The 17,737-nt window shown below is 63.7% G+C and carries 16 protein-coding genes; 9 read left to right on the top strand and 7 right to left on the bottom strand.

Annotated elements, in window-relative coordinates; genetic code table 11:
- The first annotated feature begins 42 nt into the window (after positions 1-42).
- From V473_RS13435 to V473_RS13460, 6 genes are all read left to right on the top strand, one after another.
- On the top strand, positions 43-714 hold the full coding sequence (locus V473_RS13435; protein WP_066605903.1) for a TetR/AcrR family transcriptional regulator: 672 nt from the start codon (positions 43-45) through the stop codon (positions 712-714).
- Between the two features lie 119 nt (positions 715-833).
- Positions 834-2,009, top strand: a complete 1,176-nt coding sequence (locus V473_RS13440; protein ID WP_148648396.1) for an amine dehydrogenase large subunit — start codon at positions 834-836, stop codon at positions 2,007-2,009.
- 2 nt (positions 2,010-2,011) lie between these two features.
- Positions 2,012-2,548, top strand: a complete 537-nt coding sequence (locus tag V473_RS13445; protein ID WP_066605906.1) for a MauE/DoxX family redox-associated membrane protein — start codon at positions 2,012-2,014, stop codon at positions 2,546-2,548.
- 2 nt (positions 2,549-2,550) lie between these two features.
- Positions 2,551-3,153, top strand: a complete 603-nt coding sequence (locus tag V473_RS13450; protein ID WP_066605908.1) for a thioredoxin domain-containing protein — start codon at positions 2,551-2,553, stop codon at positions 3,151-3,153.
- Positions 3,154-3,175: 22 nt separating this feature from the next.
- The gene (gene mauA, locus V473_RS13455) at positions 3,176-3,721 is read left to right on the top strand and encodes a methylamine dehydrogenase (amicyanin) small subunit (RefSeq protein WP_066605911.1); all 546 of its coding nucleotides are present in this window, start codon (positions 3,176-3,178) and stop codon (positions 3,719-3,721) included.
- A gap of 5 nt (positions 3,722-3,726) precedes the next feature.
- Positions 3,727-4,257, top strand: coding sequence for a cytochrome C (locus V473_RS13460; protein WP_066605914.1), 531 nt, complete (start codon positions 3,727-3,729; stop codon positions 4,255-4,257).
- A 108-nt stretch (positions 4,258-4,365) separates the two neighbouring features.
- Here V473_RS13460 and V473_RS13465 read toward each other — a convergent pair whose 3' ends face one another.
- From V473_RS13465 to V473_RS13475, 3 genes are all read right to left on the bottom strand, one after another.
- The gene (locus V473_RS13465) at positions 4,366-5,070 is read right to left on the bottom strand and encodes a hypothetical protein (RefSeq protein ID WP_066605917.1); all 705 of its coding nucleotides are present in this window, start codon (positions 5,068-5,070) and stop codon (positions 4,366-4,368) included.
- A gap of 104 nt (positions 5,071-5,174) precedes the next feature.
- Positions 5,175-5,477 carry a hypothetical protein gene (locus V473_RS13470; RefSeq protein ID WP_066605919.1) on the bottom strand — a complete coding sequence of 101 codons (303 nt, stop codon included), beginning with the start codon at positions 5,475-5,477 and terminating at the stop codon, positions 5,175-5,177.
- A 282-nt stretch (positions 5,478-5,759) separates the two neighbouring features.
- Positions 5,760-8,459, bottom strand: a complete 2,700-nt coding sequence (locus V473_RS13475; RefSeq protein WP_066607393.1) for a TonB-dependent receptor — start codon at positions 8,457-8,459, stop codon at positions 5,760-5,762.
- Positions 8,460-8,859: 400 nt separating this feature from the next.
- On the opposite strand from V473_RS13475, the gene V473_RS13480 reads away from it, so the two are divergent.
- The 3 genes from V473_RS13480 to rpoN all read left to right on the top strand — a co-directional run bounded on the left by V473_RS13480 (position 8,860) and on the right by rpoN (position 13,158).
- Positions 8,860-10,665 (top strand): tetratricopeptide repeat-containing sulfotransferase family protein, encoded by a 1,806-nt coding sequence (locus V473_RS13480; protein WP_244884422.1) that lies wholly within the window; start codon positions 8,860-8,862, stop codon positions 10,663-10,665.
- A 141-nt stretch (positions 10,666-10,806) separates the two neighbouring features.
- Positions 10,807-11,589 carry an LPS export ABC transporter ATP-binding protein gene (gene lptB / locus V473_RS13485; RefSeq protein WP_066605921.1) on the top strand — a complete coding sequence of 261 codons (783 nt, stop codon included), beginning with the start codon at positions 10,807-10,809 and terminating at the stop codon, positions 11,587-11,589.
- A 45-nt stretch (positions 11,590-11,634) separates the two neighbouring features.
- Positions 11,635-13,158, top strand: a complete 1,524-nt coding sequence (gene rpoN, locus V473_RS13490; RefSeq protein WP_066605923.1) for an RNA polymerase factor sigma-54 — start codon at positions 11,635-11,637, stop codon at positions 13,156-13,158.
- 127 nt (positions 13,159-13,285) lie between these two features.
- On the opposite strand, the gene V473_RS13495 is transcribed toward rpoN, so the two are convergent.
- The 4 genes from V473_RS13495 to V473_RS13510 form a co-directional block, all read right to left on the bottom strand.
- A complete protein-coding gene (locus V473_RS13495; RefSeq protein ID WP_066605930.1) occupies positions 13,286-14,659 on the bottom strand; it encodes an ATP-binding protein in 1,374 nt (457 codons plus the stop codon).
- Positions 14,660-14,669: 10 nt separating this feature from the next.
- Complete coding sequence (locus V473_RS13500) at positions 14,670-15,389, bottom strand: response regulator (protein ID WP_066605937.1); 720 nt, start codon at positions 15,387-15,389, stop codon at positions 14,670-14,672.
- A 147-nt stretch (positions 15,390-15,536) separates the two neighbouring features.
- The gene (locus V473_RS13505; RefSeq protein ID WP_066605940.1) at positions 15,537-16,196 is read right to left on the bottom strand and encodes an EF-hand domain-containing protein; all 660 of its coding nucleotides are present in this window, start codon (positions 16,194-16,196) and stop codon (positions 15,537-15,539) included.
- 199 nt (positions 16,197-16,395) lie between these two features.
- On the bottom strand, positions 16,396-17,613 hold the full coding sequence (locus V473_RS13510) for an argininosuccinate synthase (protein WP_066605943.1): 1,218 nt from the start codon (positions 17,611-17,613) through the stop codon (positions 16,396-16,398).
- Positions 17,614-17,737: the final 124 nt, after the last annotated feature.

The raw sequence follows: 17,737 nt of genomic DNA on the forward strand, positions 1-17,737 counted from the left end.
GGTCAGCACAGGAAAGGGATGATACATCCCGAAATAAGTTAAATGACGCAGTTACGCCCCCCTTCCCGTCCCGGCATTTATGCTCGCGGCACCGAAACGGTCGACGCCATACTCAAGGCGGCGATGGACGTGCTGATCGACGAAGGGGCGGATGCCTTCACCATCCGCCGCATCGCCGCGCGCTGCGACATGAAGGTGGGCAATGTCAGCTATCATTTTCCCCGCAAGGAAATGCTGATCCAGGTGCTTCTGGACGAGCTGGTCGACAGCTATGGCAAGTTGCTCGACGCCGTCGTGCATAAGCCTGGCCTGACCGCGGAAGAGCGGCTGAAGCTGGTCATCATCCTGTGCCTCGACGATATCGGGTCGAAGCGGACCACCCATTTGTTCACCGAATTATGGGCGCTGGCGAATCACAACCCCTTCGTCGCCGAACGGGTCAAGGCTTTCTACGATCGGGTCCATGGCGTGATCGGCGACCATGTCGCCGCGATCAACCCGGCGCTGTCGCCCGACGACGTCCGCACCGTCGCCCTGTTCATCAGCGCGACGATGGAGGGCGCCACGCCCTTCCTGGGCCATGGCAAGCCCTGGGCCGACAAGATGCCCGCCTTCACCGCGCTCGCCGTCCAGTCGCTGGTGGCGCTGGCCCGCAACGCGACATCGGCGGACATCGCCGCTCTCGCTCCGGCCCGCGAACCCGAACTGGCCTGATAACAAAACGCTGCGCCGCAACATTTATTTGTCGCCACGTCATTTCCACCCCTTGACCAAATCTGGACAGCTGTCAAACCTTGTCCCCGGCGCAGCAGGGATCAGGGGGATCAGCCAGCATGTCGAAGACGAGTTTCAGGATATTCGCCGCCGCCCTCTGCGGATCGCTGCTCGCCAGCGCCGCCTTGGCGCAGGCCGCACCGGCCGATACAAAGGCTTCGGTCGAACCCGAAGAATCCGATACGTTGACCATCGATCCGCCCAAGCCGACATGGTTCTTTGTCGACGGCGGATGGGACATGCCGGGCACCAGCATCTTCGACGGCGAAAGCGGCAAGATGAAGGGCATGGTCGAAACCCGGCGACTCGCCGACATGGCGATCGATCCGGCCGGCAAATATTATTATGTCGCCGAAACCATCTGGTCGAAAAACGACCGTGGCACGCGGCAGGACATGGTCACCGTCTATGACAGCAAGACGCTGAACCTGGTCACGGAAATCGCGATGCCGGGTCGCCTGCTGATCGGATCGCGCAAGAATAATTTCATCATCAGCGACGATGGCAAGACCGGTTATGTCTATGATTTCAGCCCGACGTCGGGTGTGAATATCGTCGACCTGGCCAAGCGCAAGCTGATCACCGCGATCGAACTGCCCGGCTGCGCCAGCCTGATGCCCAATCCGGGCGTCGGCTTCTCGGCGCTCTGTTCCGACGGATCGATCGCCACCGTGGCGATCAAGGGGACGAAGGCGGACATCACCCACACGGCCCCCTTCTTCGCCGCGAGCGACGATCCGATCTTCGACAATTTCGCCTATGACCGGATCAAGAAGCAGACCACTTTCCTGACCTATACCGGCCAGATCTACACCGCGAAAATCAGCGCGACGCCGACCGTGTCCGCGCCCTTCTCGATCCAGGCGGCGGCCGGAATCCGCGTCGGCGACGCCAAGCCGCTCGACGTCAACTGGTATCCGGGCGGCCGCCAGCCGATGGCGCTGCACCGCGCGACCGACATGTTGTTCGTGCTGATGCACAAGGGCGAGTATTGGTCGCACAAGGCGTCGGGCGACGAAGTGTGGCAGGTCGATGTCGCCGCGCAGAAGGTGGTCAAGCGCTTCGTGCTCAAAGAGCCGATGAACAATATCGAGGTGTCCCAGACCGACAAGCCGCTGCTCTACATGAACGGCGAAAAGGGCGAGGTGCATGTGATGGACGTCGCCACCGGCGAGGAAAAGCACAAGATCGAAAAGGCTGGCGGCGGCATCATCACCGTGCTGGAGCCGTCCTGACCATGATGTTGGGGGAGCAGTTGCCGGCCCTGTCAGGCCTCGCCGCCTCGATCGGCGTCGGCCTGTTTTTCCTGGTCGCGGGCATCGACCAGTGGCGCCACCGCACGCTGCTGCCCGGCGTAATCGCCAATTATCGCCTGCTGCCCCGACGGCTGATCGTTCTCGCCGCGCGGCTGCTGCCCGTGGTGGAGGTCGCCACCGGCGCGGCGTTGCTGGTCGGCCTGCGTCCATTGCCGCAACTGCTGGGCATAGCGCTGCTGCTGCTGTTCGCCGCCGCGATGGCGATCAACATCGCGCGCGGGCGCGGCCATATCGATTGCGGCTGCGGCCACGGCGCGCTGCGCCACACGATCGGCTGGCCGCTGGTCATCCGCAACGGCGCGCTAGCCGCATTTCTGGCGCTGCGCCTGCCCACACCGCCCGCCTTCGGCGCGATTGATCTGGCCACGGCGGTTGCCGCCGGCATCGCCAGCGCGCTCCTCTGCCTGCTCTTCCAGTCGCTGGCCGCGCTCGCAGCGTCGCCCGCCCATCGGAGATAACCATGCTGACCTCGCTGATCGTCTCCCAGATCCTGTCCTGGATCGTCATTATCGGCCTTGTCGTCGCGCTGCTGGCGCTGGCGCGACAGGTCGGCGTGCTGCACATCCGCGTGGCCCCCGCCGGCGCGCTGGCCACCAGTGGCGGCCCGGCGGTCGGCGGCGCGATCGGCGCGGTCCCGGCCACCACGCTCGATGGCCAGTCGGTCAGCGTCGGCGGCCATGCCCATGGCGTGAAGTTGCGGCTGCTGCTGTTCGTGTCGGCGCAATGCCCGCTCTGCAAGGCGGTGATCCCGATGGCGACCAGCTTCGCCCGCGCCGAGCGCGTGGCGCTGACCTTCGTGGGCGACGACGATGTTGCAGCCCAGCGCGCGATGATCGCGCAGCATGGGCTGGAGGGCCATGCCTTCCTCAATGGACCGGAAGTGGGCCAGGCCTATCAGGTCGCCAAGCTGCCCTTCGCGGTGCTGCTGGACGAGGAAGGAGCGATCCTGTCCAAGGGGCTGGTCAACAGCCGCGAACATCTCGAAAGCTTGGTGGTCGCGCATGAAATGGGCATCGCCACGGTGCAGGATTATATAGGCGGGCTCAAGGCGCAGGCGGCCTGACGGCAGAAATGGGGGCAAGGTCATGAAAAAATTCAACGCCGACAGCATGGGCGAAAAATTGCTGCGCAAATTCGCCGGGGCCAGTTCGCGCCGCTCGATGCTCTCCCGCCTGGGCGCAGCGCTGGTCGCCGCCCCCGTCTTCCCGCTGCTGCCGGTCAGCCGCGCGGAGGCCGCCAAGCCCGATCGCTCGCCCGAAACCAAGACCTTCTTCGCCCGCACCGCGCAGACGAAGGACGATAGCAAATGCGACTATTGGCGCTATTGCGCGATCGACGGCGCGCTCTGCACCTGCTGCGGCGGCGGCATCCATAGCTGCCCGCCGGGCGCGGAGCCTTCGCCCGTCTCCTGGGTCGGCACCTGCATCAACCCGGACGACGGCAAGGCGTACCTCATCGCCTATCGCGACTGTTGCGGCAAGCCGGCCTGCGGCCAGTGCGGGTGCGACAATACCGATCGCGAAACGCAATTGTACGTGCCGCAGCTCAACAATGACGTGATCTGGTGCTTTGGCACCAGCAGCATGGATTATCATTGCTCCACCGCGGTTCTGGTGGGCGCGGCAAGCTAGGCATAATGGCCTTGCGCGACGGACGACTAAAGCCACTGATCCTTGCCGCCCTGCTCCTGCTCGGCGCCACCACCGGCCTGCGCGCCGCGCTCCCCCCCATCGGCCTGCTCCCCGCCGCGATCACGGACCCAGAGATGGCGCGCGCTGACTATGTCGAACATTGCGCCGGCTGCCATGGCGTGTCCGGCAGCGTTGCACCTGCCCGGCTACCCGAATTGCGCGGCCGGGTTGGCTGGTTCCTCTGCACGCCGGCCGCCCGCGCCTATCTCATCCGCCTGCCCAATGTCGCGCACAGCCGGATCAAGGATAATCAGCAACTCGCCGACATGATGAATTTCGTCGTCTTCGGCTTGGGCGGCCCCAGCGCGCCACCGGGCGCCGCGCCCTTCACGGCCGACGAAGTCGCGCGCGAACGGCTGCATCCCCTGTCCACCACCGCGCTCAAGGCCGAACGCGCCCGCCATGTCGATGCCGCGATCCGCCAGTGCAAGGCGCCCGCCTCGCTGCGGCTGCTCTATCCGGGCGAAAAAGGCTAGAGCGATTTCTAATCAGATGGACTCATATGATGACTCGGAAATCGCGTAAAACCAATAATCTGGAGCGGTTGATCCGATGCAGTCGGATCGCAAACCGCTCTAGGCCTCTTACTGCCCGGCAACCGCATCGGCGCTGCCCGCCGCCGCATTGAGGAAGGGCTGCACCCTGAGCCGCGGGAACACGTCTTCCAGCGGCTTGCTGTCGGGCAGGATATAGACATAGCCGCCCTTCTTGCGAAAACGCGGGCTGACGCTCTGGTTATAGAAGATTTTGGGTACGTTGATGCAGCCGAAGGTGATGCGGTTATCGTCGATCGCTGGGGACAGCATCCGTTCCTTGCGCTTGTCCTTCGGATTGCCCGGCGGAATGGTGTGCAGCGCCACCGACGTCGCATAATCCACCCACAACACCCGCTGCTTGCCCGCCGCCACGCCGAATTTCGCCAGGAAACGCCCTGCCGGCGTCGTCTTTTCCGCGGGTCCGATCTCCGACAGGTTCTTGGTTCCGATGCCCGGCGTCGCATCGTCCCCCGGCGCGATGCCGATCAGGACCGGCGCATGGGCCAGCATCTTGCCCTTCGCGTCGAACAGATAGGCGGCAGCGCCCGGCTTATCGATGATGATATAGGGCAGCGCATGATTATCCTGCGCCGTGGCGACCCACTCAGCGACGCGCGTGGCGCCATCCGACAGGATCACCGGCGCGTCAGTCGCAGGCGCTTGGGCAGCGACCTTGCCGGTTCCCGCCGCCTCGACCGCCCCGGCCACCACCAGCCCCTGCGCCGCAACCGTCAGCAATATCGCAAACTTCATGGGATAACCTCGAAGAGGGGTTCGGCAAAAAGGGCCGGCGCCAAGGGAAGCGCCGACCCGATCGCGATCAGGGCGGCAAGGCCGCCCCCGATCTGTGAAGCCTATCAGTTGCGCGCGCGCTTGCGCTGGGCTTCCTGCATCCGCTGTTCGACGCCATCGACGCGGCCGTTCAACTGGTCGAGCCGCTGGCTGTTCTGCTGCGACTGACCCGATGCGGACCGGGCTTCCGCCAGCGCCTGCTGCGCGGTGCCGTCTGTCGTCTGCAATTTCGCATCGAGCGCATCGACGCGCTGGTTCACGGTGGCGACCTGTTCGCGCACAAACCCTTTGGTGGCGCAGCCCGTCAGGCCCATCGAGCCTGCCAGAACCGCGGTCAGGGCCCCTATTTTCGTCAAAGAGGGCGACATATTATTCTCCTGATAGTCAACATGACCCGATCGTTGGAGGCCGCCCCGGACCGTTTCGGCAACGTGATTATGACCGGGCGTGCATCCGGCCGGTTGAATGGAGCCATATGCAAAAGCACGCTATTCCGCCAAAAACTTCGATGAATTGTGGATGAACCCGATGCGGATTTGCGCCTTCTGCTGGCCCGATGCGATACCCGGTTCATCGCCCTCCCCAAATAGCGCCGCCGCCGAATCCTGCGATTCGGCGGCGGCGCATCGTTGGTCGATAAGGTCAGGCCGTCAGTATTTCTGGCCGAAGCGGATACCGAAAAACTGCGGCTTGATCGTGAAGGTGCGCGACGATCCCGAACAGAAGTCGATCGAACAGAAGGTGTTGCGCGTCAACTGCCCGCGCTTATCGAAGGCGTTCTGCAGGAACAGCGTCAGGCTCCAATTGTCCTTCTTGATCCCGCCGGAAAAGTCGAAGCTGACAAAACCCTTGGTATTGCCCAGCAGCGCATTGCTGTCGACGTTCAGATCCTGCGTCGCGCTGGTCTGGTAGAGTGCCGCACCCTGCAGATAGGCGCTGTAATCGCCCATATATGTGTCGAAGCGGATCGACGACGTACCCTTGAACTTGGGCTGGCGCGGCAGGCGGGTGCCATTGGCCGCGGCGACCTGCGGCGTTGGCGGACTGGACTCAGGGACATCCTCACCCAACGTGCAACTGGACAGCTGGGAAATGGACGAGGTCGTCCGGTCCAGCGCAAAATTACAGAAATTCCCCTTCAGCTTGCCATCATTATAAGCGCCGGAGGTCGAGATCGTCACCTTGCCCAGTTTCAGGTCCGCATCATATTCGATGCCCTTGACCTCTGCCTTGCCCGCATTGCCCGTCATGCCCGCGCCCTGCGCCCCGGACACGACAACGCCATATTGGATATTATTCCACTTTTCATAATAGATGGCGGCATTGAAACGGAAAATATTGTTCCAGGTCGTCTTGACGCCCAGTTCGAAATTGGTGAGCGTTTCCGACTTGAATGGCGCCACATCGACCGGGCCGAAATTGCGGATGCGCAGCGGCCGGTTGAAACCGCCGGGGCGAAAGCCGGTCGAATAGTTGGCATAGACCATCTTGTCGGGCTGGAACTGCCAGTCGAGCGCGACCTTATGCGTTTCGCCATCCTCTTTATACCGTCCGGTCTGGTCCGCCGCCCGGAAGTTAGTGTTGAGGCATTGCAGGCGTTCGGCCGGCAAAGGCGTCGGGCAGCCCATTTCGCCTGTCGGGATATAGATGGACGTAATCGTATTGGCGGCGGAACCGGCCACACCCGCAAAGCCCTTGACCGCATAATCCGTCCAGAAATAGCGGATGCCGCCGGTCAGCTTCAGCGTCGGCGTGATGTTATAATGGCCTTCCGCGAAGATCGCCTTGTCATGATAAAGTTGGTTCTGTTCGGTGATATAGAAGCCGTCGCCCTTCACCGCCTGCGTGCCTAGCAACATCGTGCCCAGCGGATTACCGTTGGGGTTGATCACATCACTCGTGTCGAAAAAGGGATTGCCATCCTCGTCATAGGCGATGCCATACATCGCCGGCACGCCGATCAGGCCGCCCGCCACATCGCCGCCACCGGTCGCAGTATAGCCGGTGATCGTGTCCAGCCCGCGAATGGCGTAATAGGTGTTCGTTTCGTTCTTCTGCCGCTGATAGAATCCGCCAACCGTGACGTCGAACGGCCAGTCTTTGGGCGTGGAGATGCGCAATTCCTGGGTGAATTTGTTGCGGTGGGTGTCGGCGTGATAATATTGGGTCGGATCGATCAGCGAACATTGCTGCGATGCGCCCGATCCGGTGCAATTGTCGAAAAATTGCAGATAGCTTTCATAGCCCGCGCCGAAACCGTCATAGGTGACGGTATAATAGGTATAGTCGTTGAGCGTCTTGGTCCGGCGCTTGAAGAAACCGGTGGCCGACACGACGTCCCAGTCGCCGATATGGCCATGGATGCTCAGCGCCGCCTGATACCATCGGTCGTCATTCTTGGTCTGGTCATAGTCATGGACTTCCAGGTCGCCGACGCGCGGATCATAGCCGAAATAGCCCTTGGACACCTGGCGCTGGCCGGTGAATTGCGGCGTGATCTCCCAACCGTCGGCCGGCTGCCACAATATCTGGATACGGCCGCCAAATTCCTTGATCGTGTTATAATCGTCCTTCGCGATGTCGCTATTGTCGAGCGCGAAATTGGTGTTCGGATTATTGTCGCCCAGCGTATAGATGGCCGGGCTGCCATTGTTGAGCAGGCCGTTGTTGGGCGTGTTGTCGATATAGCCGCCATCGCGACGATAATAGCCCATCACACGCAGCGCCATAGTGTCGCCCTGCGGAATGTTGATGTAGGATTCGATCTGGCCGCCGAAATCGCCCTTGCCATATTTATTGGCTTCGACGTCATAACCGAATTCGAACTTGTCGAGATTGGGCTTGTTGGTGATCAGGCGGATCGTACCCGCCAGCGATCCCGCGCCATAAAGCGTGCCCTGCGGTCCGGCCAGCGCCTCGACCCGCTCCATGTCATAGGCATGGATATCGGGAACTTCGGTGCCGGTGATCGGAATGTCGTCCAGATAATAGCCGACAGAGGCATAGGCGCCGCCCGCCGGCACGATGCCGCGGAAGAAGGCGGTGTTGCGGCCCGGCCCGATCCCTTCGAACGACACGGATGGCAGCAGCGCCGCGAAATCGCTGAGGCCCTTGACCTGCCGCTGCGCCAGCGTCTCGGCGCCCAGCGCCTGCATGGAGATCGGCACCTTCTGGATCGACTGGGCGCTGCGCGTCGCCGTGACGACGATTTCGGTGAGGCCGCCCCCGGCATCATCGGCAGCGGCGACCGCAGCCGGATCGGCGGCGACCTGCTCGGCCGCTTCGGCGGCAAAGGTGACGGCCGGCGCGGACAGCCCGGCCAATATGGTGGTCACCCCCAAAATCTTCATCAACTGCGACCGGCGACGCGACGGGACTTTCATCTTGTTTTGACTCCCCCTTGAATAAACCGCGCCTTCCGCCTCACTCTCCCCGTCCCGCGATTTTGCCCGCGTGTTTATGACGCACTGCATCCTGCCCTGACGGGCATGATTTCATTCTGGCCTTCGCAAAGGCACAGGCCTCCGCGACCGGAAACCGGGTGGTTCCCAGACCAGCCGCGCCTCCGCGCGCCATCCGTAATGCTATGACTACCCCTTGGACTTTCGCCATTCCATGACGATTGTCCAGCTTTGATAATGCGGCAACGAAAGCAGGAGTCAACAGCTTAGTTGCAGTCGCTTTCATAGATTGTTGCGCCGCCGCACAATCCCGTTCATGCTGCAAGGCAGAAAGGAAATAGGACAGACGATGAACCCTGTTTCGACCGCCGCCGCTCGCCCGCCCCTTTCGCCATGGGCCTCGGCGCAAGCCGCCATCGCGGCCGGCGATACCGCCAGAGGCGTCGCCCTGCTGAAAAGCCTGTTGCGGCAGCAGCCCGCCCTGGCCGCCGGCTGGTTTCTGCTCGCCGCGCAGTTGCGCAAGGTTGGCCAGGACCAGGACGCCTGGCGCGCCGACCTGTCCGGCGTCCACGCCTCCTCCCGCGACCGCACCCTGCTCGAAGCCGCCATGGCGATGCACGAAGGCAATCTCGACGCCGCCAACGCCCGACTGGCGGCGCGCGACGATCCGCCCGCCATCCGCATGGCCGGCGAAATCCAGTGGCGGCGCGGCGACATGAGCGCGGCGCTGGCGCTGGTCGACCGCGCCGTCGCCCTCGCCCCCGGTTTCGACCTGGCGCGCGATTTCCTGATCCGCCTGCTGCTCCAGAACAACCGGCTGACTGAGGCGCTGGACCATGCCGACATCCTGACCGCCTCGCCGATGAAGCATCCGGGCTACGACCTCCTCCGCGCCTCCGTGCTGGTGCGACTGGGCGATCAGGATGGCGCGCGGGCGATCTACGAACGCCTGCTCGCGCTCAAACCCGACCAGCCCCAGGTCTGGCAGAATCTGGGCCATGCGCTCAAGACACTGGGACGGCAGGATGACGCCGTCCACGCCTATCGTCAGGCGGTGGCGCATCAACCGACCATGGGCGAAGCCTGGTGGAGCCTCGCCAACCTCAAGACGGTAAAGCTGGATGCGGCCGACATCGCCACGATGACTAACGCGCTCGCTACCCTCGCGCCCGACGCCGCGACCCGGCAGGAGGATGTCTTCCACCTCCATTTCTCGCTGGGCAAGGCGCTGGAGGATGCAGGCGAGGACGAAGCCGCCTTTGGCCATTATGACCAGGGCAATCGCCTGCGCCGCACGATGATCCGCCACGACGCGACCGAATTTTCCGCCGAGGTCGCCGCCGCGCGCGCCTGCTTCACCAGCGTCTTCCTCGCCGACCGGGGCGCAGGCGGCTGCGCGACGTCCGACCCGATCTTCATCGTCGGCCTGCCGCGCGCGGGATCGACGCTGGTCGAACAGATCCTGTCCAGCCACAGCAGGATCGAAGGCACGATGGAGCTGCCGGAGATGATGATGATCGCCAGCCGCCTCCAGTCGCGCGTGGACGATGGCGAATTTCCCGATTTCGCCGCGATGATCGCCTCCCTCACTCCCGCCGACCGGCTCCGACTAGGCGAGGAATATATCGACCGCACCCGCGTCCATCGCCAGACCGACCGGCCGCACTTCATCGATAAGATGCCCAATAATTGGCAGCATGTCGGCCTGATCCGGCTAATCCTGCCCAACGCCCGTATCATCGACGCACGCCGACATCCCATGGCCTGCGGCTTTTCAGGCTGGAAACAGCATTTCGCCCGAGGCCAGGCGTTTAGCTACGACCTGACCGACATTGGCCTCTATTATCGCGACTATGTCGCCCTGATGGCCGCGTTCGACAGCGCCGCGCCCGGCCGGGTCCACCGTGTCCTCTACGAACAGATGGTCGCCGACACCCCCGGCGAGGTCGCGCGCCTGCTCGCCCACCTGAACCTACCGTTCGAAGACGCCTGCCTCGCCTTCTGGAGCAACAAGCGCGCGGTGCGGACCGCCAGCAGCGAACAGGTGCGCCAGCCGATCTTCACCGACGGGATCGACCATTGGAAACGCTTCACCCCCTGGCTGGGGCCGTTGGAACAGGCATTGGGACCGGCCCTGCTCGACTGGGATCGCTGAGGCCGCCTGCCGCCCGATCGGCGCGCACCGGCGCATTTTCCCCTTGCCCCGACGGCAATCCCATGCACAAAGCTTGCCAACTGCCGTATGCGTTCCGAAATTCAAGGGGTGCTTGGTCAAAGGGCTGCAAGGACAAGACGCATGGACGACGTGATGACCCCGGAACGGACGGCGCAACGCCCGCAAATCCCGCAGGAAGTGAGCGACGGCCTGTCAGTCATTTCGATCGCCAAAAGCTATGACAAGCGCGTCGTCCTGTCCGACGTGTCGCTGACCGTGGGCAAGGGGGAGGTCGTCGGCCTGCTCGGCCCCAATGGCGCGGGCAAGACGACCTGCTTCTATTCGGTCATGGGCCTGGTCCGTCCCGATCATGGCCGCATCGTGCTGGACGGGCAGGACATCACCAACCTGCCCATGTATCGCCGCGCCATCCTGGGCCTAGGCTATCTGCCGCAGGAAACGTCGATCTTCCGCGGCATGACCGTGGCGCAGAATATCAGCGCGGTGCTGGAGCAGGCCGAGCCGGACAAGGCCGCCCGCGCCGCCCGGCTGGAACAGTTGCTCAGCGAGTTCGGCCTTGTGCGCCTCCGCGATTCGGCCGCGATGGCGCTGTCGGGCGGCGAACGCCGTCGCTGCGAAATCGCCCGCGCGCTGGCGGCCAACCCGTCGATCGTGCTGCTGGACGAGCCGTTCGCGGGCATCGATCCGCTCTCCATCGCCGACATTCGCGATCTGGTGAAGGATTTGAAGACCCGCGGCATCGGCGTCCTCATCACCGACCATAATGTGCGCGAGACGCTGGAAATCGTCGATCGCGCCTGCATCATCTATGACGGCCAGGTGTTGTTCGCGGGCAATCCCACCGAACTGGTCGCCAATGCCGACGTCCGCCGCCTCTATCTGGGCGAGAATTTCCAGCTTTGATATGATGATCGCGCGCACTCTCCTTTGCGATCGGGGAGCGCGATAATGGCGCTCGGGCCACGCCTCGACATTCGCCAGAGCCAGTCGCTCGTCATGACGCCCCAGCTCCAGCAGGCGATCAAGCTGCTGGCGCTGTCCAATCTGGAGATCGAGGCGTTCGTCGCAGGCGAGCTGGAAAAAAACCCGCTGCTCGAACAATCGAGCGGCGACGACGCTCCGCCCGCGCCCGACGGCATCGACCGGACGATCGACGCCCCCACCCTGTCCGCCGAAACCGGCGCGAGCGACGATTTGATCGCGCAGGGGCTGGGCGGCGCGGACAGCCCGCTCGACGTCGATCATGGCGCTGACAGCTTCATCGACGACGGCCCCGGCGACCGGATGGCCGACGCCCATGGCGCGGGCGGCGGCGGCATGGACGCGCTGTCGGGCAGCTATGCCGAGGACGCGCCCGACTTCGACAGTTTCGCCGCGCCCGACATCGGCTTGCAGGAACATCTGATGGGGCAGGCCCGCGCCGCGTGCACGAACATGGACCTGTTCATCGCCACCCAGTTGATCGGCCAGATCAGCGAGGCGGGCTATCTGGAGGCGAATCTGCTTGCAACAGCCCATGGCCTTGGCGTGCCCCTCTTCGATGTCGAACGGGTGCTGGGCGTCATTCACACATTCGATCCCACCGGCGTCGGCGCGCGCTCGTTGGCCGAATGTCTCGCGCTCCAGGCGAAGGAAGCCGACCGCCACGATCCCTGCATGGCGCGGCTGCTCGCCAATCTCGACCTGCTGGCGAAGGGGGCATTGCCCCAGTTGCGCCGCATCTGCGGCGTGGACGAAGAGGATATGGCCGACATGATCGCCGAACTGCGCGGTTACGATCCCAAACCCGGCCTGCGCTTCGCCAATGACCGCGCCGCCCCGGTCACCCCCGATCTGTTCGTGCGACCGACCAGGGGCGGCTGGGCGATCGAGATCAACAGCGCCACCCTGCCCCGCCTGCTCATCAACCGCAGCTATTATGTCGAATTGGCCGCCGGGCCGCAGGACAAGAGCGCCAAGGCCTGGCTGGCCGACTGCCTCGCCAGCGCCAACTGGCTGGTCAAGGCGCTGGACCAGCGGCAAAAGACAATCATCAAGGTCGCGAGCGAGATCGTGCGCAGCCAGGAGGCCTTTTTCCAGCAGGGCGTCGCGCATCTCAAGCCGTTGACCCTGCGCGCGGTGGCCGACACGATCGGGATGCACGAAAGCACCGTCAGCCGCGTGACCTCCAACAAATATCTCGCCTGCCCGCGCGGGCTGTATGAACTCAAATATTTCTTCACCAGCGGCGTGTCGTCATCGGGCGGCGATGGCGGCTCCGTCTCGGCCGAAGCGGTCAAGAGCCACATCAAGGCGCTGATCGGCGCCGAAGACCCACAGGCGATCCTGTCCGACGACACGCTGGTCGACCTGCTCCGCGCCAAGGGCATGGACATAGCGCGACGCACTGTCGCCAAATATCGCGAGGCGCTGGGCATCGGCTCATCGGTGCAAAGGCGGCGGCAGAAGGCATTGAAGGGGAAAGCGGCCTGAGGGGGCAGGCGCCGTTGGCTGCCGGCAGAGCAACGATAGTGAGAATGGCCGGCTTTGGGTGGGTAGCAACCATTCCCCTCCCGCCAGCGGGAGGGGAACATGTCCGATCATGGTCGTTAGGCGACCTTTAACCCGGCAACACCAAACTCGCTTCCAGTCCACCTTCCGCCCGGTTCGCCAGACGCAATTCGCCCTGATGTTCGGCCATGATCGCGCGGACCAGCGCCAGGCCCAAGCCAGACCCGCCGGTTTCGCGGTTGCGGGAGCCTTCCAGCCGGGTGAAGGGTTCCAGCATCTCTTCCATCCGGTCCTCTCCGATGCCCGGCCCTTCGTCGGCGACTGCGATGCGGATGGCGCCGTTTTCATGCAGCACCGACACATGGGCGCGGTCGCCATAGACGATGGCGTTTTCGATGAGGTTGCGCAGCGCGCGACGAATCTGCTGGGGGTGGACGAAGGCGACGGCGCGATCGCAGTCGGCCAAATCGACCGGCGATCCCAGTTCGATGAAATCCTCCACTACCGCATCGGCCAGCGCGGCGAGATCGACCTTCTGCGCGGCCTGGGTGCTGCGGCCCGCGCGGGCGAGGGAGAGGATATCCTCCAGCATCCGGTTCATTTCTTCGATCGTTTCGGACATGCGCGCGCGCTCTGCGTCGTCCTCGACCGATTCGGTGCGGACGCGCAGCGAGGCGAGCGGTGTGCGCAGGTCATGGCCGATCGCGCCCAGCATTCGGTCCTTTTCGTCTAGCATAGCGATGATCCGCGCGCGCATGGCGTTGAACGCCATGGTAAGGTCGCGGACATCGCCCGGCCCGCGTTCGTCCACCGCGTCGGCCGCGCCGGTGCGGGCGAATTGCTGAGCGGAGCCGGTGAGTTGCTTCAGGGGCCGGGCGAGGCGGCTGCCGACCCAGAGCAGCGGCAGCAGGACGATGACATAGAGGATAAGCGTCTGACCAACCAGCCAGCCGCCAAAACGCTTTGGCCGGTCGGCACCGGAGCGCGCCTGCGCCACCACCCATTTGCCCGGTTCATATTCCGCCGCCAGGGTCAGCAGGCCGATGCTGTGATCGTGCGGCCCATCTCCATTGGCGCGCATACGGATACGTTCCCAGCGCCGGACCGGCATGACTTCGCTCGACTGCACGGCGCGGACGCTCAGGATGCGCAGGCCGACATCTTCGAACATCGCCGTCGCACGCCGTTCGACATCCGGGCGTGCTTGCCCGGTCAGTTCGGGCGCGCCGGTGACGAAGCGCGCGCGCATACGGCCGCGTTGCCGATCCCCTTCCCGTTCCCGCTCCACGCGGCGGTCGGCCCGATTGTCGAGCGCATCGATGACGCGATAGACGGCGGGCGCGGTCTGGCCGGTCAGTTCGAGCCGCTGCCGTTCGCGCAGCAGCAGGCCGAAATTGATCGCCTGCGCCACGAACAATGCGATCGCGACGAGCGCGATGATCTGGCCGACCAGGCTTTGCGGCCACAGGCGAAGCTTTTTCATGCGGGCCGCTTCACAGTTTGCGGACTTCAGCGGACAGGGTGTAGCCGCCGCCCCACACGGTCTTGATGAGCGTGGGGTTTTTGGGGTCCGGTTCGATCTTCTTGCGCAGGCGGCTGATCTGGTTGTCGATCGCCCGGTCGAAGGCATTGGCTTCGCGGCCCTGAGTGATGTCGAGCAACTGGTCGCGGCTCAGCACAGAATTGGGGCGCGTGGCGAAAGCGAGCATCAGATTATATTCGGCGGTCGAGAGCGGCAGCGATACGCCTTCGCTATCGACCAGCGTGCGTTCCTGCGTTTTGAGCAGCCAGCCGGCGAAGCTGTAATTGGCCCCGTCGGGCGCGGTGACGCGCTGGCCGCCGGTTGCGACGCGGCGAAAGATCACCTTGATCCGGGCGACCAGTTCGCGCGGTGAAAAGGGTTTGAGCACATAATCATCCGCGCCCATTTCCAGCCCGACGATGCGGTCCGTTTCCTCGGTCCGGGCTGTCAGCAGAATGACAGGAATTTCGCTCGTCTCACGGATATGGCGACACAGCGACAGGCCGTCCTCGCCCGGCATCATGATGTCGAGGATCACCATGTCGATCGCATTGGCGTTCAAGCGCAGCCGCGCTTCGGACGCGCTTTCGACGGCGGTGACGCGAAAGCCGTTGCGGCCCAGATATTGAGCCAGCGGTTCGCGGATCGAACGCTCGTCATCGACGAGCAGGAGATGGGGTCGGTCGCTCATGCTGCCTGTGTGTCATGGCTGGAGAAAGGTTGGAAGGGCGAAGGCAAAGGGGGGCAAGCCTTCGCCCTTCCACGACGGTGGCGCCTGAGCGGAGCCAGGGGAGGAACCCCGCGTCCTGCGCCACCCGATGGGTCGATCAGCGTATGATCAGTTTTGGGGCGCAGCCGGCGGACCCTTGCGGTCCTTCCATTCCGCCCGCATCATTTGGCGCGCCGCCTTCATTTCGTCGGCGGTGACGAAACCGTCCTTGTTCGCGTCCGCCTTGTCGAACATGGCGATCGGGCGGGCCATGAATTCGGCCTTGGTCATCGCGCCGTCCTTGTTCGCGTCGCCGAAGCCGCCGCCCGGACCGCCATGGCCCATCATACCGCCACGACGATGGCCACCGCGGCCGCCCCAGCCCCGTCCGTCACGCCCACCCGGCTTGCCGGCCTCGGCGCGGCGTTCCTGACGTTTGTCGGCACGGGCTTCATGCGCGGCGGTGAATTCCGCCTTGCTGATTTGGCCGTTCTTGTCGGCGTCGAGCGCGGCGAAGCGGGCGTCCTGCCGCTGCTGACGCATCGCGTCGCGATCCTTCTGGGTGATTTGGCCGTCCTTATCGACGTCCATCTTGGCGAAGCGGGCTTCCAGGCCGGCGGTCAATTCCGCCTTGCTGATCTTGCCGTCCTTGTTGGTGTCGGCCATGGCCATCATGCCGCCACGGTGGCCGCCTTTAGCGCCCGGCTGGGCATAAGCGAGGTGGGTCGCCGCGAGGCCGCCGACGAACAACGAACCGACCGCGACGGTGGTGAAGAATTTGCGAAGCATGTCTGTCTTCCTTTTCGTGTGTCTCACGAACGGCTGATCGCCGTCCTTGAAAACGCTTATGAAAGGAAGTTGTCCCGCAGATATGTCATGCAACGGAGGCAAATGTCGCAATTTGTATCCCGTTATCCGATGACCCCGCCCTCAATCATCCCGCGATGAGCGCGCGGGTGCAGATTGCTAACCCTCTGACTTCCCTTGATTAACAATCGCGGCGTCCCAGCAGGCGCAAGCGAAGCGCATTGAGTTTGATGAAGCCCGCCGCGTCGCGCTGGTCGTAGGCGCCCGCATCGTCTTCGAAGGTCACGACCTTTTCGCTGTAGAGCGAGTAAGGCGACTTGCGGCCGACGACGGACACACTGCCCTTGTACAGCTTCAGGCGGACGGTGCCGGCCACCTTTTCCTGGCTGTAATCGATCGCGGCCTGGAGCATTTCGCGCTCCGGCGAGAACCAGAAGCCGTTATAGATCAGCTCGGCATATTTGGGGGCCAGCTCATCCTTCAGATGCGCGGCGCCCCGGTCGAGCGTCAGTTGCTCGATGCCGCGATGGGCGAGGTGATAGATGGTGCCACCCGGCGTTTCATACATGCCGCGCGACTTCATGCCGACAAAGCGGTTCTCGACCAGATCGAGGCGACCGATGCCATGCTTGCGGCCATATTCGTTCAGCGTTTCGAGCAGGGTCGCGGGCGACATGCCGACGCCATTGATCGCCACGCCATCGCCACGCTCGAAATCGATGGTGATATATTCGGGCGCGTCGGGCGCATCTTCCGGGTTCACCGTGCGCGAATAGACATAGTCCGGGGTTTCTTCCCACGGATCTTCCAGAACCTTACCTTCCGACGAAGTGTGCAGCATGTTTGCGTCGGTCGAGAAGGGGCTTTCGCCACGCTTGTCGCGCGGAATCGGGATCTGATGCTTTTCGGCGAATTCGATCAGCTTGGTGCGGCTGGTCAGATCCCATTCGCGCCAGGGGGCGATCACCTTGATGTCGGGGGCGAGGCCATAATAGCCCAGTTCGAAGCGGACCTGGTCATTGCCCTTGCCGGTCGCGCCATGCGACACGGCGTCGGCGCCCAGCTGCTTGGCGATCTCGATCTGGCGCTTGGCGATCAGCGGACGGGCGATCGAGGTGCCGAGCAGGTAGAGGCCTTCATAGAGCGCGTTGGAGCGCATCATCGGGAAGACATAGTCCTTCACGAACTCCTCGCGCAGGTCGTCGATGAAGATATGCTCTTCCTTGACACCCATCAGGCGGGCCTTGGCGCGGGCGGGTTCCAGCTCCTCGCCCTGCCCCAGATCGGCGGTGAAGGTCACCACTTCGCACTGATAGGTCTGTTGCAGCCATTTCAGGATCACGCTGGTGTCGAGACCACCGGAAAAGGCAAGGACGATACGGTTGATCTTGTCGGACATGTGCGGGCGAGCCTTCTGTAAAATGGCGCGGGAATGACCGGCGCGCCGGTAACAGGCGGGGGCCCAAAGCGCAACCGATGCGGCCCATGAAAAAGGGACGGAAAGCCGGTTGGCCTTCCGTCCC

The organism is Sphingobium cupriresistens LL01 (assembly GCF_001046645.1).
Lineage (GTDB): Bacteria > Pseudomonadota > Alphaproteobacteria > Sphingomonadales > Sphingomonadaceae > Sphingobium > Sphingobium cupriresistens.